Raw genomic sequence first — 21,855 nt, 5'->3', positions numbered from 1 at the left:
GGCGAAACCGAAAACACCCTTTGCTGTCAGGTCTTAACGGAATATCATCCCTGAAAAAACTATTATCAGGCCAGTTCCCCGGCCCGGAGGCAGCATGCGTCTTACATGTCCGAATTGCAGTGCCCAGTACGAGGTTCCAGATGAGGTCATTCCCGCCGAGGGTCGGGATGTGCAGTGTTCGAACTGTGAAAAGACCTGGTTTCAAAGCAAACACCCCGTAGCCGATACGGCAGAGGTTGAGTCAAAGGTTGAGCCCGAGACCGTTCCGGTTGCTCCGCCGGTCGACGAACCGGCTCTGGCCCCTGCGCCACAAAAACCCGACGTGGCGGCTGAACAACCGGCCAAATCGGAAGACACACAGAAATCTGTCCATGTCGATCCTGACGTTGCCAGTATTCTTAAGGAAGAGGCCGCACGCGAGGCTGATCTACGCGCAAAGGAAGCCGAAAACCTTGAGACCCAGCCCGATCTGGGCCTGGATCCTCCGCAAGCGCCCGATCCCGAGGAACGTATCAAGGAACTGACCCGCACCGAGGCAGCAAAGGATGCAGCCGAAGTCGAACCGCTACCGGATGTTGAGGCTATAAACTCGAGCCTGCGCAGCGATGAACCTGTAGCGAAGAAAAATGAGGTTCAGCCTCTGCCACGCAGCTCGGGCAGCGGCTTCAAGCGCGGCTTTGTGATCGCCATCGTCATCGGTGTTGTTTTGCTGTTGCTCTATGCCAACGCGCAGCAGATTTCCGAAGCCGTACCGCAAGCCGATCCGGTTCTGGGCAGCTATGTTTCGCTGGTCGACCAAGCCCGTTTGTGGCTCGAGGCACAGACGGGATCAGGAAGCTAATCCTGTAATCAGAACCGTTCGAGAAGCCGCTTGAGGTATTCCAATTCGATATCGGGGCGATCCGACTCACCCGTGCGGCGGCGGATTTCGTCCAGCAACTCGCGCGCGCGGCGATAGACATCTTCGCCCTGCAACAGGCTGTCATCAGTCGAAATCGTGCCTGAAGAACCGGGGCTGCGGCCAAGCGGGTCACGATTGTTGGCTTGCATGTCGCCTTCCTGCGCGCCCTGACCCGGTTGGTTCTGTTGGTTCTGAGCAAGCGCTTCACCAAGCGAACGCATTCCCTCGCGAAGAGCTTCCATAGCTTCGGACTGGTTGTCGATTGCATCGGCCAATTCATCATTGCGCAACGCTTGCTCGGCCTCATCCATGGCGCGTCCAGCGCGTCCCAGCGCATCCCGCGCGGCGTCACCCTCGGGCGTTCCTGCACCGGGCAGGTTTTGCTGTTGCCGTCCCAGCTCGTCTCTCAGGGCCTGCTGGCGATCGGCCAGCGACCCTTGGCCCTGCTGGCCCTCACCAGCCTGATCCGAACCTTGACCCTGACCCCCTTGGCCTTCGTGGCTTTCACCGCGGCCCTGACCACCATTGCGGCCCTCGTTGCCCTGGTTTTCACCGGCCTGCGCGCCGGGGTTGAACTGTTCCTGCAAATCCCGGAAAGCCTGGTCGCTGAGGCCCTGCTGCTCGCGCAGAGTCTCGGCCAGACCTTCCATGGCCTGTTGGCCTTCGGATTGCTGCCCCTGACCCTGGCCTTGGGTGACTCGCATATTTTCCATCATCTGCTGGAACTCTTCCAACGCTTGCTGCGCCTCGGCCATGCGGCCCTGTTCCATCAGCTCTTGAATGCGATCCATCATCCGTTGCAGATCGTCCTGCGTCATTTGCATGGTCTCGCCGTTCTGACCTTGCTGGTTTTCAACACCTTCGCCATTTTCCTGCGCCAGGCGCTGCAGCTGGCGCATATAGTCCTGCGTCGCCTCGCGCAGTTCTTGCATCAGCTCGGCAATTTCTTCGTCCGACGCGCCGTTCTGCATCGCTTCGGTCAGACGTTCCTGCGCGCGGCGCATACGCTCCAGCGCATCAGCCAGCGTCCCATCTTCGATCAGAACCGCCAATTCCCACAGCGATTGCGCGATCTCTTCCTGCTGTTTCGGCTTCAGATCATATTCGGTAAATGTTTCGAGCCTGCGCAAGGTCACCCGCAGGCGCAGATATGCGGTATCCGAACGAAAGAACCCCTCGGGAAGATGCGAAATGGCCCGCAACAGCTGGGCCACTCTGGGCGCGTTCTCACGCGACCACAACAGATCTCGCCGCTGCTCTATTATCGCCGCGGCCAACGGATCAAAGAACCGACGAGCTGGCAGAGCGGTCATGTAGGGTTCTGATTGCCCCTCTTGATTCGCAGCGTCACGCGCTGTCAGAGAGATTTTGACCGGAAGATGTGCCCATGGATGCTGTGAAAAATCCTCAATCAGGTCTTCGACAAAATCCGCACGATCACCGGTGATCGGCATGGGGAGCTCGACCTGAATGGATTCGCGCGACTCGGGGTCTGTTGTCAGGCCGTAACGACGATCAACCGAGGCCAGATCCAACTCAATCACGGCCGCACCGGACAAGACGCCATAATCATCGCTGGCTGCGAAGGGCAGCTTCATCTGCCCCCCGGCCTCGGCCTCGGCACTGTCGGCAACGCTGATCAGCGGCGGGGAATCGGCAATGACGTTCAACGCCCAGTCCTTGCCCGCAGGGCCTTCGATCTTCAGTTCGCCCGACCGGTCCACAACAAATTCCTGTTCGGGTTCGGTTGCAGCTTCGGTGCCAAGCGCAGTGGTCGTCTCGGTCAGGCTGTGCGCGCCGACTTCACCATAAAACCGCAGGGTGATGCGGCTGCCTTGTGGAACAGACAGTGTCGCATCGGATTGGTCCGCCAAATAAAGCGTCGGCAATCCGGTATAGCGCGGAGGTTCCACCCAGCCTTCCCAAGTCGGACCCTGCCCAGCGACGGCCGCACCGGGCGCCATCTCGGCCACCGACCCAATTCGCCAGAACGACCCGAACAAGGCAGCGACAACCAAAGCCAGCAAAGCAGAATAGCGCAACGCATAGGGGTCGCGATCTGCCAGACGCAGGTTGGGTTTGACCGGATCAGCCTGCGCCGCCCGTTGCGCCATTCGCTGCTGATGCGCATGCCACAACGCCACCGAATCCGAATCCATTGCCCCAATGGCCTGATCGTCCATCAGCGCCTGAATGGGGCGACCAGGCAGAGTCTCGTCCAAACGCGCAAGCGCCTCGGCCCGAGTCGGCAGGTGGAATCGCTGCACCCCAAACGCCAAGGCCGCCATAAGGCCAAGCACGGCCAGAGAACCGATAATCCATACTGTCTCAACTGACACCAGATCTTGCAGGCCCAGCATCAAAGCGGCCAAAACGGCCATAATACCCGAGAAAAGAGGCCAAAATGCACGCCAAACCCGTTCGGCCAGCATACCCCCATGCGTCAGCCACAGGGACAGTCTTGGGATCGGCAAGGTCTGTTTGGCCATAAAGGCGAGCCTCCGTCAGCAGGCCCGCGCGCCAATCGCGTCAAAGCCACTCGGGTATGGTATCGCGGTTTATGATTTCGTCAAAGCTTGGCCGTTCACGAATAACTGCAAATTGATCCCCATGCACCAGAACTTCGGGGATCAGAGGGCGCGTGTTGTATTCGCTGGACATCACCGCTCCGTAAGCTCCGGCACTGCGGAAAGCGACCAGATCACCAGCGGCCAGAGGCGGCATGTTGCGCTGTTTTGCGAATGTATCGCCCGTTTCACACACAGGGCCCACGATGTCATAGGGTTGCTGTTCTACTCCCGGCGCGGGTTCGTTCACGGCGACGATGTCGTGATGCGCCTCATACATCGCGGGACGGATCAGGTCGTTCATCGCACCATCAAGGATCAGGAAATCGCGGCCCTCGCCCGATTTCACATAGATCACCTTACTGACCATCAAACCCGCATTGCCCGCGATCAGACGGCCCGGTTCGATCTCAATCTCGCACCCAAGATGGCCCAGTGTTTTCTGAATCAGCGCGCCGTACTCAACCGGCAGCGGCGGCGCATCATTGGCGCGGGTGTAGGGGATGCCCAGCCCGCCTCCGAGATCAAGACGGCGGATATTGTGGCCTTCGGCGCGCAGCTGTTCGGTCAGTTCGGCGACCTTGGTATAGGCCAGCTCGAACGGTTCAAGCTCGGTCAGTTGCGAGCCGATATGGACGTCGATGCCAATCACTTCCAGCCCCGGCAGGGTGGCGGCATGGGCATAGACCTCGGAGGCACGTGCGATCGGGATGCCGAACTTGTTTTCCGACTTGCCGGTGGCGATCTTCGCGTGGGTCTTGGCGTCCACATCCGGGTTCACCCGCACGGTGATCGGCGCGATCACGCCCAATTCCAAGGCGATGGCGTTGATCACTTCCATCTCGGGCTCGGATTCCACGTTGAACTGGCGAATGCCGCCGGTCAGCGCGGTGCGAATCTCATCCGCTGTTTTGCCAACGCCCGAGAATACGATCTTGTCGCCCGGCACGCCTGCGGCCTTGGCCCGCAGATATTCCCCGCCCGAGACCACATCCATTCCCGCGCCCGCCTGCGCCAACGTCTTCAGGATCGCCTGATTGCTGGCCGCCTTCATCGCATAGCAGACAAGGTGGTCCATACCGTCCAGCGCATCATCGAACAGCTTGAAATGCCGCAGCAACGTCGCTGTCGAATAGACATAGAACGGGGTTCCGACCGCAGCTGCGATCTCGGAAATCGGGACATCCTCGGCGAAAAGCGCGCCGTCGCGGTAGAGAAAGTGATCCATACCTGCGCGCTTAGACCAAAAGAGGTCTGCGGATCAATGGATTCCGCGCGACTTGCAACGTTGCCTTAGTTGGATGTCGACACACCCACCCGACCATAACCGGAAATCGAAATGCCAGAACCGCTGGGTTGGGGTTCTGGTTCTGGGCGTGGTGCATAATTCGGGTCACATGCCGTAAGCACGACAAGGGTCAGGATAAGGCCGGTCAGTTTCATTCTGCTCTCATTTGAAAAACGTTGTGCGTCAAGCAAGGCCGTCGCAGTTACAGCCCCAAAAAGACACCAAGGCCGCCTTTGCGCAGCCCAACGCCTACGCCACCATATGTACCGCTGCTTCCGACACCGATATTCGCGCTCATTGTGGGTTGGATTGGCTCGCCATCCGCTCCGCAGGCCGCAAGGCCGAAACCGGCAGCAATCAAAACCAGAACTTGCACAATCCGCATTACAGCCGCGCCTTCCATCGCTTGATCTGGGTACGAACCTGATCGGGGGCCGTACCGCCGTAGGATTGTCGCGAGTTTACCGAATTTTCGACCGTAAGGACAGAATAGACATCATCGGTAATATCGCCGTGGACCGATTGCATGTCGTCCAACGTCAGATCCGGTAGATCGCAGCCCTTGGTTTCGGCCATGGCCACAAGCGACCCGGTGACATGGTGCGCGTCGCGAAATGGCAGGCCCAGAACGCGCACCAGCCAGTCGGCCAGATCAGTTGCGGTCGAGAAGCCCGAGCCTGCTGCAGCCGCCAGACTGTCGCGATTGGCGGTCATGTCCTTAACCATCCCCTCCATCGCGGCCAGTGCCAGCATCCAGTTGTCAGCGGCGTCAAAGACCTGCTCCTTGTCTTCCTGCATGTCCTTGGAATAGGCCAGCGGTAGGCCCTTCATCACCATCATCAGCGCGGTGTTCGCGCCGTAGATCCGGCCGACCTTGGCGCGGATCAGTTCGGCCGCGTCGGGGTTTTTCTTCTGCGGCATAATTGAAGAGCCGGTCGAGAACCGATCCGACAGCGTCACAAACCGGAACTGGGCCGACGACCAGATCACCAGCTCTTCTGCAAAGCGCGACAAGTGGACCGCGCAGATCGAGGCTGTCGACAGGAATTCCAGCGCAAAATCTCGGTCGCTGACTGCATCCAACGAGTTTGCGGCGGGACGGTCAAAGCCCAATGCCTCAGCCGTCATCCGGCGGTCGATCGGGAAAGATGTACCTGCCAACGCCGCCGCACCCAGTGGGGATTCGTTCATCCGGGCACGCGCGTCGCGGACGCGGGACAGATCGCGGCCAAACATCTCGACATAGGCCATCATGTGATGGCCCCATGTGACGGGCTGCGCCGTTTGCAAGTGCGTGAATCCGGGCATGACCCAATCGGCCCCAGCCTCGGCCTGTGTCAACAGCGCTCGGATCAGGGCCAGAAGGCCGGTTTCCGCAGCGTCGAACTGATCACGCACCCAAAGTTTGAAATCGGTCGCGACTTGGTCATTGCGGCTGCGGCCTGTGTGCAAACGGCCCGCGGGTTCTCCGATGACTTCTTTCAGGCGCGCCTCGACATTCATGTGAATATCTTCCAGCGCGGTCGAAAACTGAAACGAACCCGACTGGATTTCTGACAAGACTGTGAGCAGCCCTTCCCGAATAGCCTGCGCATCACTATCACTTATGACGCCTGTGGCCGCTAACATGGCGGCATGGGCGCGCGAGCCTGCGATGTCCTGGGCTGCCATCCGCTGATCGAACCCGATCGAGGCATTGATTGCCTCCATGATCGCGTCTGGACCGGCGGCAAAGCGGCCGCCCCACATCTGGTTCGAGGATTGATCGGTCATGTAAGAAAACCCGGAGTTGATATGCGCCTATTTCGTCTGATCCCCCTTTATATGGCCCTTGCGTTAGGTGCAAATGCCGCTTTGGCCGCAGATGCCGAAACTCTGGCGCCGCTGCGCGACGGCACTCTAAAACGCCTGATCTTGCACAAGGAACCCAAGCCCAAGGCCCCCATTGAGTTCCAGTTGGAAGATGACGGCGGCACCGCAACGTTGGCTGATTACAAGGGCAAATACGTTCTGGTGAATTTCTGGGCCACGTGGTGCGCACCCTGCCGCAAGGAAATGCCACAGATTGCTGAGCTGCAGGAAGAGTTCGGCGGCGACAAGTTCGAGGTCGTGACGCTGGCCACCGGCCGCAATTCGCCCGCCGGGATCAAGAAGTTCTTCGAGGAAAACGGCATCGACAACCTGCCCCGCCATCAAGACGCGGGCTCGGCTGTGGCGCGAGAATTTGGCGTGATTGCCTTGCCGATCACTGTGATCCTTGATCCCAACGGGGATGAAATAGCCCGCCTGATCGGCGATGCCGAATGGAACTCCGACAGTGCCAAAGCAATTGTCGGCGCATTGGTGGGCGGCGAAAGCTAATCGCAGTCGACTTTGAAAATGCGGTAACCGGTCCGTACCTCGCGGGCCGGTCTTTTTCTGCGAGAGGCTTACGCAACGCCACCTTTGACACTGCCGCAAGCGACTTGCACTCTGCCCTGCGGGAGGATGGCCATGCCGCTTGGAATATTGCTGGTTCTGGTGCTCGGGGGGATCGCGGGGATCACCTTGATGATGCATCTTGCGGGCAAGTCTCGTATAACGCAGCTAACCCCGGACAGCGCAAAAGCCGCTTGGTTGCGACACGTACCCGGCGACGATGTTGTTGATGTAACAATCACCAATGACGGCCATACGGCGTTGATCCGAACACCTGCGGGCAACGGCCTTGTCTGGTCGTTCGGCGCCGACACCGTGGCGCGTCACCTTCTGGATTTTGACAGGCTTGACCGCGCCGAAGGGTTTGAAATCCGGTTTCACGATTTCGCCACACCCAAAGTTCTTATCCGTCTTGACGATTTCGAGCGCCAGCACTGGCAAAACCTGATGGAGCCCGTATGACCGACCAAGTAACCTTCCCCGACGCTGTTCAGTGGGCCGTTCCATTCTTTATCGCCGCCATTCTGGCCGAGTTCCTTTGGATCGCCGTCAAAGACAGAGGTGGCCGGTACGAGACGCGTGACGCGGTGACCTCGTTGATCATGGGTGCGGGGAATATCGCCTCGGGCCTGTTATTGGGCTTTATCGCCTATGCGTTCTTCATGTGGCTGTGGCAGGTGACGCCCTTGAACCTGGGCACCTCGATTCCGGTCATCATTCTGTGTTTTGTACTGGACGATTTCAGGTACTATTGGGTTCATCGGTTCGGTCATCGCATCCGCTGGGTCTGGGCCAGCCACGTCAATCATCACAGCTCACAGCACTACAACCTGACGACTGCGCTGCGGCAAACTTGGACTTATACTTTCACCTTCATGATGGTGGTGCGCGCGCCTCTGATCCTGTTGGGGTTCCACCCGGCTATGGTGCTGTTCGTGGGCGGACTGAACCTGATCTATCAGTTCTGGATCCACACCGAAGCGATTGGCAAAATGCCGCGCTGGTTCGAGGCGGTGATGAACACACCCAGCCACCACCGCGCCCATCATGGCCGAAATGCGCGCTATCTGGATTGCAACTATGCTGGTGTCTTCATCATCTGGGACAAGATGTTTGGTACATTTGTACCCGAGCAAGCGGATGATCGCGTCGATTTCGGGCTGGTCCATAATATCGGTACGTTTAACCCGCTTCGCGTGGCCTTCCATGAATGGGTCGGGATCTGGCGCGACGCAACGCAACCCGGCCTGAGCCTTCGTCAACGAATGGCCTATTGCTTTGCCCCGCCCGGCTACAGTCATGACGGCAGCCGTGACAACTCGGATCAGATCAAAGCCAAGCACATCGCATTGCATCCCGAAGATCGCGGAACGCCCGGATTCGAGCGTTTCCAGCCCGAAGCGCCTAATTCTGAGGCAAAACAGGCTTGAACCCGCCGACCGACCTGGGGTCGTTCCTTGAAAACCGGTCACCGTCGCCCATATCACTTTGATATGTAGCCGTCCGACAGGAGACCCGAAATGACCCGTTTAGTGACCATATCCACAGTGTTGGGTTTGACGGGTCTTATGATCGCCATGATGACCGCTTTGAGCGGCGCAGCGTCTCCGATCGTGGCACTCGGTTTTGCCATGATGGCCCTCGGCTTTGCCGGAGCGGTGATCGGGGCGGCCATTTCGGTCGGACGGATGTCGCCGATCGCGCGCTAACGTAATCGAGCGGCATTAACCGCAAATTCACAAGTTTGTCCTGAAATCCACCCATGACCGATGACGGTAAAAGGTGGACCACGCATGACGGACAAGAAACTCGCGGATTTGCCAGAAGGGTCCGACAGCCCGTTAAATGCGGCCGTGATCTCTCGAGATGCGTCAACCGTTCAAATGGCAACCGACGCTGTGAAGCACAAACAATGTAAACTGGCTTTTCAACCCGTGATGCAGGCGAACCCTCCGCATGGTGTCGCGTTTTACGAGGGGTTCATTCGGGTTCTGGATGAAACCGGCCGGGTGATACCGGCGCGAGACTTTATGCCTCAACTGGAAAACACGCCAATTGGCCGCGAGTTGGACTGTATCGCGCTGGAAATGGGGCTGCGCGCTTTGGCCCGGAATCCGGAGATACGCATGTCCGTCAACATGTCGGCACGATCAATTGGATACAGCAGATGGTCGCGCGTCCTCGAAAGATTCCTGAAGAAAGACACCAGTATCGGAGAGCGGCTGATCCTGGAAATCTCGGAAAACTCTGCCATGACAGTTCCAGAACTGGTCATGGACTTCATGGACCGTATGCAGCCGCGCGGCGTCGCCTTTGCACTGGACGACTTTGGCGCCAGCAATTTCAGCTTTCGGCATTTCCGCGAGTTTTTGTTTGATGCAGCCAAGATTGACGGCCAGTTCATACGTGGGATCAGCGTGAATCCGGACAATCAAGCCCTGGTTCGCGCGCTTATTGCCGTCGCGCGCGAGTTCGAAATTCTGGTTATAGCCGAATCGGTCGAAACCAAAGAAGATGCAGAATTTCTGGTCGCTAACGGCGTCGATTGCCTTCAAGGTTTCTTGTTCGGCGCCCCCACGGTGTCCGCCCCTTGGAAGACAAAAAACGAAATAAAAACAGCGGGGTGAACTCCATTACCTAGCGGCACCCTACCTGAGACAAGCTGACCGTTGCTGCAGCAGCAGCATTGCGTTATTCCAATATCAGTTGGAGCGGGGGATCATGAGGCGCTCTGAACCGATAGGGACCTTTCCCTGTTGCCTGCGCCGTCACGTTTCCCACAGAACCTTGACGGTAAAGGATTGTCTTAATGACCAACGTAGTAATCGCATCCGCAGCACGCACTGGTGTCGGCAGTTTTGGCGGCTCGTTCGCAAACACACCCGCGCATGACTTGGGTACCGCCGTTCTCGAAGCCGTTGTCGAACGTGCAGGGATCGAAAAGGGCGAGGTCAGCGAGACCATTATGGGTCAGGTTCTGACAGCAGCACAGGGCCAGAACCCTGCGCGTCAGGCGCACATCAACGCGGGTCTGCCCAAAGAAAGCGCCGCATGGGTCATCAACCAGGTTTGTGGTTCGGGCCTACGGGCGGTTGCCCTGGGCGCACAGCACATCCAACTGGGAGATGCCGATATTGTCGCCGCCGGCGGTCAGGAAAACATGACCCTGTCGCCCCACGCCGCAGCACTGCGTGCCGGTCACAAGATGGGCGACATGAAATATATCGACACCATGATCCGCGACGGTCTGTGGGACGCATTTAACGGCTATCACATGGGTCAGACCGCTGAAAACGTAGCCGAGCAATGGCAAATCAGCCGCGACATGCAGGACGAATTTGCCGTCGCCAGCCAGAACAAGGCCGAAGCTGCGCAAAAGGCTGGTAAGTTCGCGGATGAGATCACGCCCTTCACCATCAAGACCCGCAAGGGCGACATCGTGATGGACAGCGACGAATATATTCGCCACGGCGCAACCATGGAGGCCATGGGCAAGCTGCGCCCTGCCTTCACCAAAGAGGGTTCGGTTACGGCGGCGAACGCATCCGGTTTGAATGACGGTGCGGCGGCGACACTTCTGATGTCGGCCGAGAATGCGGAAAAGCGCGGGATTGAGCCTCTGGCCCGCATCGCGTCCTTCGCCACTGTTGGTCTGGACCCGTCGATCATGGGCGTCGGCCCGATCTATGCCTCGCGCAAAGCGCTGGAGAAAGCGGGTTGGTCAGTTGACGATCTGGATCTGGTTGAGGCAAACGAAGCCTTCGCCGCACAGGCTTGTGCTGTGAACAAGGACATGGGTTGGGATCCGTCGATCGTGAACGTGAATGGTGGCGCCATCGCCATCGGCCACCCAATCGGTGCCTCGGGCTGCCGGGTTCTGAACACGCTGCTGTTCGAAATGAAGCGCCGTGATGCGAAAAAGGGTTTGGCGACCCTTTGCATCGGCGGCGGCATGGGCGTCGCCCTGTGCGTGGAGCGCGACTAAGCTTTTATGCACTGAACATCTAAAGGGCGCCCCGCAGGCGCCCTTTTTTGTTACAGTGGGGCTGACTCAAAGATGCGACGATATTGCCCTATGGGTTTCGACGATTCTCAACGAAACAATATTGCGCAAGATTACCTATCAAAGTAACAGCATTACCAAGACGACTTAAATTGGAGGAAGCCTAAATGGCACGTACAGCACTCGTCACCGGCGGTTCCCGCGGCATCGGCGCAGCAATTTCCAAGGCGCTGAAAGCCGAAGGATACAATGTTGCAGCCACCTATGCCGGCAACGATGAAGCGGCCGCAAAATTCACCGAGGAAACCGGCATCGCCACATACAAGTGGAACGTGGCTGATTATGACGAATCCAAAGCGGGTATCGAAAAAGTAGAGGCCGAGGTTGGCCCCATTGACATCGTGGTCGCCAACGCGGGCATCACCCGCGACGCCCCGTTCCACAAGATGACCCCGGAACAGTGGCATCAGGTGATCGACACCAACCTGACCGGCGTGTTCAACACCGTTCACCCCGTCTGGCCCGGCATGCGCGAGCGCAAATTCGGTCGCATCATCGTCATCAGCTCGATTAACGGTCAGAAGGGTCAGTTCGCACAGGTGAACTATGCGGCGACCAAGGCCGGTGATCTGGGCATCGTGAAATCACTCGCGCAGGAAGGCGCGCGAGCTGGTATCACCGCAAACGCCATCTGCCCCGGCTACATCGCGACCGAGATGGTCATGGCTGTGCCTGAGAAGGTACGCGAGTCGATCATCGGCCAAATCCCCGCAGGACGTTTGGGCGAACCCGAGGAAATCGCACGCTGCGTGGCTTTCCTGGCATCGGACGATTCGCAGTTCATCAATGGATCGACCATTTCGGCCAACGGTGCGCAGTTCTTCGTTTAATCCCTGTGCAAAACGAAAACGGGCCGGTCTTTTAAGACCGGCCCTTTTTTATCCCGTAAGAACGCGCGCGCTGCGCTCAGCGGGAACCGAATAGCCATTTCACCAAGTCACCGATCGCGCGGGACCGTTCGAAATGGGCACGCCGAAAGGCGCGGGCGACAGAGGGGCTGGAGGTTGCCTCGATCATGGAATATCTCCTTTCAGTTCAGCGTTGTTTGACTTGAGATCAATATGAGGCTTATTTTTAAGGTCGACAAACGAGCTTTCTTCTGATCTCAGTTAAGATATTCTTACCCTATGAGCGACTACCTACCGCCACTTACCGCCCTACGGGCCTTTGATGCCGCCGCGCGCCACATGTCTTTTTCCAAGGCTGCAGAAGAACTGCATGTCACGCCCGCAGCCCTGTCCTTTCAGATCAAATCGCTGGAGGAGCATCTGGGACGCCCCCTGTTTCGTCGCCTCAACCGGGCGGTGGAATTGACGGAAGCCGGGCGCGCCTTGGCCCCCGGTGCGGCAGACGGATTCGCCACGCTACAAGCCGCGTGGCAGGCGGCCCGGCGGCTGGGCAATGACACCAGCCTGACCGTTACGGCGGGCCCGGCGTTGACGGCCAAGTGGTTGGCTCCGCGGCTCTATGACTTTGCCCGCGCGCATCCAGAGATCGACCTGAAGTTCTCGGCCACACTACGTAACATGGACCTCGAGAGGGATGATGTAGATGTGGCGATCCGCTTTGGCTATGGCGGGGACGAAGGGCTGTATTCCGTCCCCGTTCGCAAGGAGTGGCTGACCCCGGTGATGACCCCGGATATGGCCGAACAATTTCCAACGCCTGAAAGCCTGCGGGAGGCCCCCTTGATCTTTGACGACTCGATTGCGTTTCTGCGGCCCCCATCTGACTGGCCCACTTGGTTTCGGGCCGTCGGGGTAGACTTCAACCCACAGCACGGCGCGCATTTTTCCAACGCGGATCATGCGATTGACGCAGCAGTTGCCGGAGTGGGCGTCGTGCTCGGCCGAAGGGCTATGATTATCAAGGATCTGGCGGAAGGCCGTTTGGTAGCCCCCTTCAAGGTCGCAATCGAGACCATGGGCCGCTTCCGGTTTCTGTGTCTTAAAGGGGCCGAAAACAGACCTCAGATTGCGGCGTTCCGCGATTGGTTCATGTCCGAGATTGAAAAGACTGCGCATTTGTCGGATGAGTTCGAAATCATTCCGGTGGAAGAGGTGCCCGCACCGTGACAAGAACGCGCGCAACAGGAATCGGCTTTGTCGCCGTCCTGCTTTGGGCCCTGCTGGCCCTCTTTACGGTTGGGTCCGCGCCCACGCCGCCTTTGCTGCTGAACGCGTTGTGCTTTTCCATCGGTGGAGCGCTGGGATTGGGTTGGACATGGGCCACAGGCGGATTGAGTCAGCTTCGAGAAATCCCGTGGACGACCTATCTGTTCGGTACAATCGGTCTTTTTGGCTATCATGCGCTGTATTTCTCGGCTTTGCGAATGGCCCCTGCCGCAGAGGCCGGGCTTATCGCCTATCTGTGGCCTCTGCTGATCGTCCTGCTCTCGGGGCTATTGCCCGGAGAACATTTGCGCATCGGCCACCTGATCGGGGCCTGCCTGGGTTTCGCCGGGGCCGCCGTGATCATCGCGGGTGGCGGTAGCAGCGGTTTCCAGGTCGAACACTTGCCCGGCTATGCACTGGCACTGCTGTGCGCTCTGACATGGTCGGGATATTCGGTGCTGTCGCGCCGCCTTGGCGACACGCCAACCAGTTCGGTGGCTGTGTTCTGTGTGGCCACGGCCATCGCCTCGGGCCTTTTGCACATCGCCGTTGAGGAGACAGTCTGGCCAGAAACCATTCTGGGTTGGGGATCGGTCATAGCTCTTGGGCTGGGGCCCGTTGGCTTGGCGTTTTATGTATGGGATATCGGGGTCAAGCAGGGAGACATTCAAATTTTGGGCACGTCATCTTACGCGGCCCCGCTTCTGTCTACGCTTGTTCTGGTGGTTGCCGGGATCGCCGCCCCAAGCTGGGGTCTGGCGATCGCGGCCGTTTTAATCACTGGCGGCGCTTTGATCGCCGCCCGGGCCAGTATGCGTCGTTAACTCGACAATCGCTCAATCTCTTCCTTGAGCTTTAGTTTCTGTTTTTTGAGCTGAGCAATGTGAAGGTCGTCGATACCAGGCGAGCGTTGTGCTTGTTCAACTTCAAGACCGAGGTTTTCGTGCTTTTTCTTAAGTTCGGTCAGGTGTGCGCTCACGCTCATGGCGGTACTCCTCTGTTGATGTCTGAGTTTCACGTAAGAAGTTGAGCACATCGTTTCCACCCTGTCACGCTGCGGGTGCACAGAAAATATAACAAATCCGACAAAATCGGCTGGTTAATGCCTGTCACTCCGAAAATCCGGGCAACGCCACCCCATTTCGCAACACGGCGGACACCTGAGGTGTATAGCTTTCGCCATCTGCCAGATGGCGGTCCCCTGCATGCAAGATCAACGGTGCGTGCAGGCGAAACGCGGCCTTTCCAGCTTTTCGAGCCCGCAGGATCACCAGTTCAGCCTGTCGGCCCTGCCGTGCCGCCAATGGCAAGACCTCAACAGACCCCAACCGACCTTCGCAGGCGGTCAGCATGTCGGGCAGCCGGTCGGCCTTTTGGATCATGTGCAAATAGCCTTTGGGGGCAAGGCGTTTGGCCGCACAATCGATCCAGTGTTCCAGCGCGGTGTCTTCACCCAGCGCCACGCTGCGCCCCTTATCCGCCGCCGGGCTATGCGCCCCAGTACGATAATAGGGCGGGTTCGCGATAACGTGATCGAATTGACGCTGTTTCAATTCAGGCGGCAGAGCGGTCAGATCGGCCTCAAACACCTCAAGCGCGGTGCCGTTGTCAGCGGCATTCCGACGCGCCAGATCGGCATAAGCGCGTTGCAATTCGACCCCCACAGCCTGCAGGTCAGGCACCCGCGCCAGCAGGCATAAAACGGCGGCCCCAGCGCCACAGCCCAGTTCCAGAACTGTCTGACCGGGTATTGCCGGTACAGATGCGGCCAATAAAACAGGGTCTACGCCTGCGCGATAGCCCATTATGGGTTGCCACAGGCGCACACGCCCGCCCAGAAAATCGTTTCGCGTCAGGTCGGCGTCAGCAAACAGTGTCATCGACCCAAAGGGATATCATTGTCGTGCATGACACGTTCGGCGCGGGTCAGGTCATCCGCGCGCACCATCAAGCGGCGAGGGAAGATTCCAATGCCACCTTCGAGGATGCTCATATTTACGTCCATCTGAAAGCAGTCTATATCCTCGCCCTCAAGAAGGGCGGATGCAAAGGCCAGAATCGTCGGATCAGTGCTGCGCAAAAGTTCTTTCATGGGGATGGATGTAAGGGCAAGGCGGTCGCGATGTCGAGCCTTGTATCAAGGGTGTGATGAATATCGACACGGTCACAAAACCGCATGAGCGTTTGGCGGAAATCCTGACGGGCGAAATGGGCGCGGTCAACGAGTTGATCCGCACGCGCATGGCGTCAGAACACGCGCCGCGCATTCCCGAAGTCACCGCGCATCTGGTCGAGGCAGGCGGCAAACGCCTTCGCCCGATGCTGACCTTGGCGGCGGCGCGGCTGTTTGGCTATGCCGGAGATCACCACGTACGTCTGGCCGCGACGGTCGAGTTTATTCACACCGCAACCCTGCTGCATGATGATGTGGTCGACGAAAGTGCCCAGCGGCGCGGGCGGCCTACTGCGAACCTTCTGTGGGACAACAAATCCAGCGTTCTGGTCGGTGATTACCTGTTCTCCCGCAGCTTTCAGTTGATGGTTGAGACAGGATCGCTGCGGGTTCTGGATATCCTCGCCAATGCCTCGGCCACGATTGCCGAAGGCGAAGTGCTGCAAATGACTGCCGCAACCGATCTGGGCACGACCGAGGCGATTTACTTACAGGTTGTGCGCGGCAAGACGGCGGCGCTGTTCTCGGCCGCGACCGAGGTGGGCGGCGTGATCGCAGGCGCGACCGAGGAACAGGTCAAGGCGCTTTATGACTACGGCGACGCGCTGGGGATTGCGTTCCAGATTGCGGATGATCTGCTGGACTATCAAGGCGACAGCGCAGCCACCGGCAAGAATGTGGGCGACGATTTCCGCGAGCGTAAGCTAACCTTGCCAGTGATCAAAGCTGTGGCGCAGGCCACCCCCGACGAACACGCCTTCTGGGAACGCACCATCGGACGCGGTCGTCAGGAAGAGGGTGATCTGGACCACGCGCTTGGGCTGATGGCCAAGTACAGCACGCTTGAAGCAACGCGGGCGGATGCATTCGGCTGGGCGAACAAGGCTAAAGCATCGCTGGAGGCTCTGCCTGATCACGAGATCCGCACGCTGTTGTGTGATCTTGCCGACTACGTGGTCTCGCGTCTCAATTAAGCTGAGTCGCGCGGCACCACCAATCGGGATGGGCCGCACCAATCTCATAGGCGGCGAAATGCGCGTCTTTCATCGTGGGATAAAGCGCGAAACAGGTCGAACCCGACCCTGACATGCGGGCCATGAGGGCCGCTTTCGTGCCTACCAGTTCATCCAGAACGCGGGCGACCTCAGGGGCCAAGCCCGTTGTTGGCGGTTCAAGGTCGTTGCGTTGATCCTGCAACCAATCGGCGCAGGTTTCGACAGTCTCCAACTCGGGGATCTCTGCAGGCATTGGCAGATTGTCGCGGCTTTTCAATGCCGCGAACACACGCCCGGTGCGTACTTCGACGCCAGGGTTAACCAACAGGGCTGGCAGAGAGGGCAGCGAAGCGGGCGTCAGATCGTCTCCAATGCCCCGCATCCGCATGGCCCGAGCCGCGACGCAGACCGGGATATCAGCCCCCAGTGACAGGGCCACGTCGGGCGAGACTGTCCTGCCCTGCTCTGCCGCCATCCGTAGTGTCGCCGCCGCGTCTGAGGACCCGCCCCCAATGCCGCCGCCATGCGGTAGCACTTTGTTCAGGTCGATTTGTCCGGTCCAACCCGCCGCCTGTGCGGCTTTCCAAACCAGATTTCGGCTATCTGCTGGTACGCCATCGGCGTGTTCACCCGTCACTGCAATCGTCAGGGCATCGCCAGGAGTGAACTGCAGCGTGTCACCCACATCAGCAAAGACCACCAGAGAATCCAGCAGGTGATAACCATCCGCGCGGCGGCCAGTCACATGCAGGGTCAGATTGATCTTGGCGGGGGCAAACGCCTCAGCCTTCATTGGCCACTTTCAGGGGCTCGGCCCCTTCTTCGACAAGAACCGCGTCCAGCCCAATTTCCAGCTTGCGGCGAATACGGTCCGGATCGGCCTCGCCATCCGTGTCTTCGGGGTCGATGAAAGACAGAGCACGTTTCCACTGGAACTCGGCCTCGCGCGCGCGACCCACGGCCCAATAGACATCGCCCAGATGATCATTGACGACCGGATCGACAGGCATCAGCTCGACCGCATGCTCCATATGCTCGACCGCCTCGTTGTAGCGGCCTAAACGGAACAGAACCCAGCCAAGACTGTCAACAATATAGCCGCTGTCAGGGCGAGCAGCCACTGCGCGTTCGATCATATCCAGCGCCTCATCCAGCTTTTCCTGACGCTCGACCAGCGAATAACCCAGATAGTTTAACACCTGCGGCTGATCTGGATTCAGCTCAAGCGCGCGGCGGAAATCGGCTTCGGCCTGATCCCACTGCTTGAGGCGTTCGTGCGAGATGCCTCGGGCGTAGTGCAGGAACCAGTTGCCCCCCACACCCGAATCGATCAGTTCTATCGCAGTGTTGTAGGTTTCCACTGCAGCCGCGTAGTTTTCCTCGCGGCGCTGCAGATCGGCAAGCGCCACATGCACACTGGGCAGGTCAGGGCTTTTGGCGGCTAGGTTTTGCAGAACTTCGGCCGCGGCATCTGTCTTGCCCGCGCGGCCCAAAACCTCGGCGCGGCCCAGTTCAGCCGCATGGTAATCGCTGCTGGTCGCTGGCACTTTACGATAGGCTTCGACCGCAAGATCATATTGCTCAAGCCCATCCAGCAATTCAGCACTCAGCAGGATCGCGTCGACATGATCCGAGCGTAGAAAGGCCGCGAGCTGAGCATAAAGCAGGACATAGTTCTGTGCGGCTTCGCGACTGAGAGCTGCCCCGACAGAAAAGAACACTTCGGCCATGCCGTCTTGCGGAGAACCGATATGGGTAAAGGGCAAAGTCTCGCCAGCTTTCAGACGCGCCTCGTACCCTTCGATGGACGGGTCGCTTCCTGCGACAAAGACTTCATCCAAAAAAACCAACGCATCTTCGTTGCTGTCCAGCTGCGACAGCACTTCGGTACGGGCCAGTGCGGCACGTCGGGTAAAGCGCGCAATCGCGCCGTCATTGGCCGCAAAGATCGCCTCGGCCCCTTCGAAATCTCCGATCGAGGCCAGGGCCAGCGCCTTGTGGTAAAGCGCAAATTCGTTAAGCCCTTCTTGCGTGGCAACGGTATCAAACTGCTCCATCGCGTTGGTCATCGCACCTTGGCCGACATAGGCCCAACCCAACAGCAATCCGTCGACGAGCGGCCCTATGCCTTGCGTTTCCGGGTCACGGGACAGGAATTCATCCAGCTCACCCTGGGCCAGCAGGTTAACCGCAATGGCCATACGGGCCGCTTGGCTGGGTATACCGAGCTCTTCAATCGCTTGGGCGACCGGCAACGCGCGTTTTATCTGGCCCAGCGACAGCCGCGCGACCACAACGCTTTCCAGCAGCTTACCGTTCTCGGGGTCGGCACGCAGAGCTTGCGCATAGTATCGTTCGGCCGCGGAGTAATCGTTCTGGAAAATTGCCTGACGTCCGGCCAGATAGGCTCCGGATCCAGTATCCGCAAAACCCGGAAGCGAAAAGGCCGATGAAAGAAGCGCGGCAACTGCCGCGCGACGTAAGAAGGATACCACCAAAATCCTGCCCTGCCATTGTTGACTGCTATCTAAGCTAGGGCTTCGGCCGGAAAGAGGCAATGGCAGAGCCTTCACGACCCTGCCATTGCCCGTTTTTCGCTTACATGTTGGGATAATTCGGTCCGTCGCCACCCTGCGGCGTTGTCCAGGTGATGTTCTGGCTGGGATCCTTGATATCGCAGGTCTTGCAGTGAACACAGTTCTGGAAGTTGATGACGAATCGCGGACCGTTTTCATCCTCGACCATTTCGTAGACACCCGCCGGGCAATAGCGTTGCGCAGGTTCGTCGAACTTGGGCATGTTGACACTGACCGGGATTGCCGGGTCGGCCAGTTTCAAATGACAGGGCTGGCTTTCCTCGTGATTGGTGGCCGCGAAGGATACGTTGGTCAGGCGGTCGAAAGACAGCACGCCATCGGGTTTTGGATAGTCGATGGGCTTGTGCTTGCTGGCTTCCTCGGTCGCCTCGGCATCGTTCTTGCCGTGGCCAACTGTCCCGAACAACGAAAAGCCCAGCGTGTTGGTCCACATGTCCATTCCGCCTAGCATCAGCGATGCGGTCAGGCCCCATTTCGACCAGATCGGCTTGACGTTTCGCACCTTTTTCAGGTCGGAGCCGATGGCACCTTCGCGCACGTCGGTCTCGTATGCGGTCAGTTCGTCGCCCGAACGGTCGGCTTTGATGGCGTCAAAGGCGGCCTCGGCTGCGGCTTTGCCCGACAGCATCGCGTTATGGTTGCCCTTGATGCGCGGCACGTTGACCATACCCGCCGAACAGCCCAGCAGCGCCACACCCGGCGCAACCAGTTTCGGCATCGACTGATAGCCCCCTTCGGTGATCGCACGAGCGCCATAGGTCACGCGCTTGCCGCCTTTCAGCAGTTCAGCCACCATCGGATGGTGCTTGAAGCGCTGGAATTCCATGTAGGGATACAAGTGCGGGTTTTTATAGTTCAGGTGAACCACGAAACCGACATAGACCTGATTGTTTTCCAGGTGATAGATGAACGATCCGCCACCCGCGTTGCTGCCCAGAGGCCAGCCCATCGTGTGTGTGACTGAGCCTTCTTTGTGCTTGGCCGGGTCGATCTCCCAGATTTCTTTCATGCCAACGCCGTATTTCTGCGGCTCTTTGCCCGCTGACAGGTCGTATTTGGCGATAACCTCTTTGGACAGCGATCCACGCACACCTTCCGACAGGAAGACGTATTTGCCGTGCAGCTCCATCCCCGGCTCGGTGTTCGGACCATATGAGCCATCGGCTTCTAAACCAAAGACACCGGCCACCACACCTTTGACTTCGCCATTTTCACCGTAAACCAGATCGGAACAGGCCATACCGGGGAAGATTTCTACGCCCAGTTCTTCGGCCTGTTCGGCCATCCAGCGGCAAACATTGCCCATCGACACGATGTAGTTACCGTGGTTGTTCATCAGCGGCGGCATCGGCCAGTTGGGGATGCGGATCTGACCGGCCTCACCCAGCATATAGAAATTGTCTTCATGCACCTCTGTGTTCAGCGGCGCGCCCTTCTCTTTCCAGTCCGGGATCAAAGCATCCAGGCCGCAGGGATCAAGCACCGCACCAGACAGAATGTGCGCCCCGACTTCCGAGCCCTTTTCCAGAACGACAACGTTCAGATCGGCATCCAGCTGTTTCAAACGGATGGCTGCAGACAGACCGGCCGGGCCTGCGCCCACGATCACCACATCGTATTCCATCGCTTCGCGTTCAATATCGGCCATCGCGGGCTCCTTAGCTAACTTTCCGAATTGGCGCTTTGTGCACGTGCTCGGCGCAATTTTCTTTCCCTGCTGACTACATGTTCACCAAGTCCTTGGTCAATCAGAACACGGCGTAACAATGCCGCAATGCGGCAGATCACGCGTCCGGGCTGTCCCCCAGCAGGTACCTGGGGCCACTTCCCTTTGACTTGGCCCGGTCATCCGGGTTGTAAAGCGCACATTTGGGCAAGCTCAGACAGCCGCAGCCAATGCATCCATCCAGATTGTCACGCAACCGCGTCAGCGTCTCGATTCGCTGATCCAGATGCGCGCGCAGCCCGACGCTGATCTTTTGCCAGTCTTTTGGTGTTGGCGTCCGATTGCCCGGCAGGCCCGACAACACCTGCCGAATTTCCGGCAGAGACAAACCGAACTGCTGGGCGATCATGACAAAGCTCAGCCGCCGGATATCAGCGCGCTGATACCGCCGCTGCCCGCCCGCATTGCGCCACGGGGTGATCAACCCTTGCGCCTCATAGTAGCGAATGGCCGAAACCGCCAATCCCGTGCGCCGGGCCAAAGCGCCAATGGCCAGCCCCTCGGATAACGCCAACTTTTCCTCCAACAAATACCTTGACCTAAAGTTAGGTTTAGAAATTACAGTGAGTCGCGACACGCCTCAAGATGAAAAAAGGAGATCCCATGATGGCGACGCTTGAACACACCAACTTTACCGTCCGCGACCCTCAGGCCTCGGCCAAATGGATGCACGAAGTCTTTGGTTGGAAAACCCGCTGGGAAGGACCGGCCATCGCGGGCGGATATACGGTCCATGTGGGCAGCGCACACACATATTTGGCGCTTTACGCGCCCAGCGATCCCAAACCATCACAAGAAAGCAGCTATGACATCGTTGGTGGGCTTAATCATGTTGGTGTTCTGGTCGAAGATATCGACGAAACCGAAGCCCGCGTTATCAAAGCAGGATTCACGCCAACGTCGCATGCTGATTACGAACCGGGCAAAAGGTTCTATTTTGATGACGACAACGGGATCGAATTCGAGGTGATTAGCTACACGTAGGCTGTAATCCGCGTTGGCGTGATTTAGCC

24 protein-coding genes are annotated in these 21,855 nt (G+C 58.6%); 12 read left to right on the top strand and 12 right to left on the bottom strand.

Features of this window, described 5'->3' with window-relative positions; genetic code table 11:
- The first annotated feature begins 94 nt into the window (after positions 1-94).
- Positions 95-841 (top strand): zinc-ribbon domain-containing protein, encoded by a 747-nt coding sequence (locus AC2TAD_RS07145; RefSeq protein ID WP_353391194.1) that lies wholly within the window; start codon positions 95-97, stop codon positions 839-841.
- 8 nt (positions 842-849) lie between these two features.
- On the opposite strand, the gene AC2TAD_RS07140 is transcribed toward AC2TAD_RS07145, so the two are convergent.
- From AC2TAD_RS07140 to argH, 5 genes are all read right to left on the bottom strand, one after another.
- The gene (locus AC2TAD_RS07140) at positions 850-3,390 is read right to left on the bottom strand and encodes a TIGR02302 family protein (RefSeq protein ID WP_480866840.1); all 2,541 of its coding nucleotides are present in this window, start codon (positions 3,388-3,390) and stop codon (positions 850-852) included.
- 40 nt (positions 3,391-3,430) lie between these two features.
- Positions 3,431-4,696 carry a diaminopimelate decarboxylase gene (gene lysA / locus AC2TAD_RS07135; RefSeq protein WP_480866838.1) on the bottom strand — a complete coding sequence of 422 codons (1,266 nt, stop codon included), beginning with the start codon at positions 4,694-4,696 and terminating at the stop codon, positions 3,431-3,433.
- Between the two features lie 65 nt (positions 4,697-4,761).
- On the bottom strand, positions 4,762-4,911 hold the full coding sequence (locus AC2TAD_RS07130) for a hypothetical protein (RefSeq protein ID WP_480866837.1): 150 nt from the start codon (positions 4,909-4,911) through the stop codon (positions 4,762-4,764).
- 47 nt (positions 4,912-4,958) lie between these two features.
- On the bottom strand, positions 4,959-5,141 hold the full coding sequence (locus AC2TAD_RS07125) for an argininosuccinate lyase (protein ID WP_480866835.1): 183 nt from the start codon (positions 5,139-5,141) through the stop codon (positions 4,959-4,961).
- The gene (gene argH, locus AC2TAD_RS07120) at positions 5,141-6,529 is read right to left on the bottom strand and encodes an argininosuccinate lyase (RefSeq protein ID WP_170751831.1); all 1,389 of its coding nucleotides are present in this window, start codon (positions 6,527-6,529) and stop codon (positions 5,141-5,143) included. Before argH ends, AC2TAD_RS07125 begins: the two co-directional genes overlap by 1 nt.
- A 21-nt stretch (positions 6,530-6,550) precedes the next feature.
- Between argH and AC2TAD_RS07115 the strand changes: the two genes are divergently transcribed.
- From AC2TAD_RS07115 to yddG, 9 genes are all read left to right on the top strand, one after another.
- Entirely contained in the window at positions 6,551-7,117 is a 567-nt protein-coding gene (locus tag AC2TAD_RS07115; RefSeq protein ID WP_209195353.1) for a TlpA disulfide reductase family protein, read from the top strand.
- A 132-nt stretch (positions 7,118-7,249) separates the two neighbouring features.
- Positions 7,250-7,636, top strand: coding sequence for a hypothetical protein (locus tag AC2TAD_RS07110; protein WP_480866834.1), 387 nt, complete (start codon positions 7,250-7,252; stop codon positions 7,634-7,636).
- Complete coding sequence (locus tag AC2TAD_RS07105) at positions 7,633-8,604, top strand: sterol desaturase family protein (protein WP_480866833.1); 972 nt, start codon at positions 7,633-7,635, stop codon at positions 8,602-8,604. Before AC2TAD_RS07110 ends, AC2TAD_RS07105 begins: the two co-directional genes overlap by 4 nt.
- 90 nt (positions 8,605-8,694) lie before the next feature.
- Positions 8,695-8,883, top strand: coding sequence for a hypothetical protein (locus tag AC2TAD_RS07100; RefSeq protein ID WP_480866831.1), 189 nt, complete (start codon positions 8,695-8,697; stop codon positions 8,881-8,883).
- Between the two features lie 84 nt (positions 8,884-8,967).
- Positions 8,968-9,801 carry an EAL domain-containing protein gene (locus AC2TAD_RS07095; RefSeq protein ID WP_480866829.1) on the top strand — a complete coding sequence of 278 codons (834 nt, stop codon included), beginning with the start codon at positions 8,968-8,970 and terminating at the stop codon, positions 9,799-9,801.
- A gap of 182 nt (positions 9,802-9,983) precedes the next feature.
- Positions 9,984-11,159: an acetyl-CoA C-acetyltransferase gene (locus tag AC2TAD_RS07090; RefSeq protein ID WP_170751844.1), complete on the top strand. Its 1,176-nt coding sequence runs from the start codon at positions 9,984-9,986 to the stop codon at positions 11,157-11,159.
- Positions 11,160-11,344: 185 nt separating this feature from the next.
- A complete protein-coding gene (gene phbB, locus AC2TAD_RS07085) occupies positions 11,345-12,067 on the top strand; it encodes an acetoacetyl-CoA reductase (protein WP_170353550.1) in 723 nt (240 codons plus the stop codon).
- 297 nt (positions 12,068-12,364) lie between these two features.
- Entirely contained in the window at positions 12,365-13,312 is a 948-nt protein-coding gene (locus AC2TAD_RS07080) for a transcriptional regulator GcvA (protein ID WP_170751846.1), read from the top strand.
- Positions 13,309-14,175, top strand: a complete 867-nt coding sequence (gene yddG, locus AC2TAD_RS07075) for an aromatic amino acid exporter YddG (protein WP_480866827.1) — start codon at positions 13,309-13,311, stop codon at positions 14,173-14,175. Before AC2TAD_RS07080 ends, yddG begins: the two co-directional genes overlap by 4 nt.
- Here the strand turns inward: yddG and AC2TAD_RS07070 are convergent.
- The 3 genes from AC2TAD_RS07070 to AC2TAD_RS07060 all read right to left on the bottom strand — a co-directional run bounded on the left by AC2TAD_RS07070 (position 14,172) and on the right by AC2TAD_RS07060 (position 15,443).
- Positions 14,172-14,336 carry a YdcH family protein gene (locus tag AC2TAD_RS07070; RefSeq protein ID WP_170772595.1) on the bottom strand — a complete coding sequence of 55 codons (165 nt, stop codon included), beginning with the start codon at positions 14,334-14,336 and terminating at the stop codon, positions 14,172-14,174. The genes yddG and AC2TAD_RS07070 overlap by 4 nt on opposite strands.
- 124 nt (positions 14,337-14,460) lie before the next feature.
- The gene (locus tag AC2TAD_RS07065; protein WP_480866826.1) at positions 14,461-15,231 is read right to left on the bottom strand and encodes a tRNA1(Val) (adenine(37)-N6)-methyltransferase; all 771 of its coding nucleotides are present in this window, start codon (positions 15,229-15,231) and stop codon (positions 14,461-14,463) included.
- A complete protein-coding gene (locus AC2TAD_RS07060; RefSeq protein ID WP_170353555.1) occupies positions 15,228-15,443 on the bottom strand; it encodes a putative signal transducing protein in 216 nt (71 codons plus the stop codon). The genes AC2TAD_RS07065 and AC2TAD_RS07060 overlap by 4 nt, the downstream gene beginning before the upstream one ends.
- Before the next feature lie 56 nt (positions 15,444-15,499).
- Between AC2TAD_RS07060 and AC2TAD_RS07055 the strand changes: the two genes are divergently transcribed.
- Positions 15,500-16,498 (top strand): polyprenyl synthetase family protein, encoded by a 999-nt coding sequence (locus AC2TAD_RS07055; protein WP_353391181.1) that lies wholly within the window; start codon positions 15,500-15,502, stop codon positions 16,496-16,498.
- Here the strand turns inward: AC2TAD_RS07055 and AC2TAD_RS07050 are convergent.
- From AC2TAD_RS07050 to soxR, 4 genes are all read right to left on the bottom strand, one after another.
- Entirely contained in the window at positions 16,491-17,312 is an 822-nt protein-coding gene (locus AC2TAD_RS07050; protein WP_480866825.1) for a 4-(cytidine 5'-diphospho)-2-C-methyl-D-erythritol kinase, read from the bottom strand. The genes AC2TAD_RS07055 and AC2TAD_RS07050 overlap by 8 nt on opposite strands.
- Positions 17,302-19,017 carry a tetratricopeptide repeat protein gene (locus AC2TAD_RS07045; RefSeq protein ID WP_480866823.1) on the bottom strand — a complete coding sequence of 572 codons (1,716 nt, stop codon included), beginning with the start codon at positions 19,015-19,017 and terminating at the stop codon, positions 17,302-17,304. The genes AC2TAD_RS07050 and AC2TAD_RS07045 overlap by 11 nt, the downstream gene beginning before the upstream one ends.
- 100 nt (positions 19,018-19,117) lie before the next feature.
- Positions 19,118-20,764: an electron transfer flavoprotein-ubiquinone oxidoreductase gene (locus AC2TAD_RS07040; RefSeq protein WP_480866821.1), complete on the bottom strand. Its 1,647-nt coding sequence runs from the start codon at positions 20,762-20,764 to the stop codon at positions 19,118-19,120.
- A 136-nt stretch (positions 20,765-20,900) separates the two neighbouring features.
- Entirely contained in the window at positions 20,901-21,356 is a 456-nt protein-coding gene (gene soxR, locus AC2TAD_RS07035; RefSeq protein ID WP_170353559.1) for a redox-sensitive transcriptional activator SoxR, read from the bottom strand.
- An 89-nt stretch (positions 21,357-21,445) separates the two neighbouring features.
- Here soxR and AC2TAD_RS07030 point away from each other — a divergent pair, with 89 nt between their 5' ends.
- On the top strand, positions 21,446-21,826 hold the full coding sequence (locus AC2TAD_RS07030; protein WP_170751858.1) for a VOC family protein: 381 nt from the start codon (positions 21,446-21,448) through the stop codon (positions 21,824-21,826).
- The last annotated feature ends 29 nt before the right edge of the window (positions 21,827-21,855 follow it).

It is taken from the genome of Ruegeria sp. HKCCD7628 (assembly GCF_057221005.1).
This window is presented reverse-complemented; position numbering and strand designations above follow the sequence as displayed.

Coding starts and splice junctions, on each gene's coding strand:
- AC2TAD_RS07080 (WP_170751846.1), top strand. CDS start 12,365: ATGAGCGACTACCTACCGCCACTTACCGCCCTACGGGCCTTTGATGCC.
- AC2TAD_RS07140 (WP_480866840.1), bottom strand. CDS start 3,390: ATGGCCAAACAGACCTTGCCGATCCCAAGACTGTCCCTGTGGCTGACG.
- AC2TAD_RS07145 (WP_353391194.1), top strand. CDS start 95: ATGCGTCTTACATGTCCGAATTGCAGTGCCCAGTACGAGGTTCCAGAT.
- AC2TAD_RS07125 (WP_480866835.1), bottom strand. CDS start 5,141: ATGCGGATTGTGCAAGTTCTGGTTTTGATTGCTGCCGGTTTCGGCCTT.
- AC2TAD_RS07065 (WP_480866826.1), bottom strand. CDS start 15,231: ATGACACTGTTTGCTGACGCCGACCTGACGCGAAACGATTTTCTGGGC.
- lysA (WP_480866838.1), bottom strand. CDS start 4,696: ATGGATCACTTTCTCTACCGCGACGGCGCGCTTTTCGCCGAGGATGTC.
- AC2TAD_RS07090 (WP_170751844.1), top strand. CDS start 9,984: ATGACCAACGTAGTAATCGCATCCGCAGCACGCACTGGTGTCGGCAGT.
- AC2TAD_RS07095 (WP_480866829.1), top strand. CDS start 8,968: ATGACGGACAAGAAACTCGCGGATTTGCCAGAAGGGTCCGACAGCCCG.
- AC2TAD_RS07115 (WP_209195353.1), top strand. CDS start 6,551: ATGCGCCTATTTCGTCTGATCCCCCTTTATATGGCCCTTGCGTTAGGT.
- AC2TAD_RS07110 (WP_480866834.1), top strand. CDS start 7,250: ATGCCGCTTGGAATATTGCTGGTTCTGGTGCTCGGGGGGATCGCGGGG.
- AC2TAD_RS07060 (WP_170353555.1), bottom strand. CDS start 15,443: ATGAAAGAACTTTTGCGCAGCACTGATCCGACGATTCTGGCCTTTGCA.
- AC2TAD_RS07030 (WP_170751858.1), top strand. CDS start 21,446: ATGATGGCGACGCTTGAACACACCAACTTTACCGTCCGCGACCCTCAG.
- AC2TAD_RS07040 (WP_480866821.1), bottom strand. CDS start 20,764: ATGGCCGATATTGAACGCGAAGCGATGGAATACGATGTGGTGATCGTG.
- AC2TAD_RS07130 (WP_480866837.1), bottom strand. CDS start 4,911: ATGAAACTGACCGGCCTTATCCTGACCCTTGTCGTGCTTACGGCATGT.
- AC2TAD_RS07070 (WP_170772595.1), bottom strand. CDS start 14,336: ATGAGCGTGAGCGCACACCTGACCGAACTTAAGAAAAAGCACGAAAAC.
- AC2TAD_RS07100 (WP_480866831.1), top strand. CDS start 8,695: ATGACCCGTTTAGTGACCATATCCACAGTGTTGGGTTTGACGGGTCTT.
- AC2TAD_RS07105 (WP_480866833.1), top strand. CDS start 7,633: ATGACCGACCAAGTAACCTTCCCCGACGCTGTTCAGTGGGCCGTTCCA.
- AC2TAD_RS07050 (WP_480866825.1), bottom strand. CDS start 17,312: ATGAAGGCTGAGGCGTTTGCCCCCGCCAAGATCAATCTGACCCTGCAT.
- AC2TAD_RS07055 (WP_353391181.1), top strand. CDS start 15,500: ATGAATATCGACACGGTCACAAAACCGCATGAGCGTTTGGCGGAAATC.
- argH (WP_170751831.1), bottom strand. CDS start 6,529: ATGACCGATCAATCCTCGAACCAGATGTGGGGCGGCCGCTTTGCCGCC.
- phbB (WP_170353550.1), top strand. CDS start 11,345: ATGGCACGTACAGCACTCGTCACCGGCGGTTCCCGCGGCATCGGCGCA.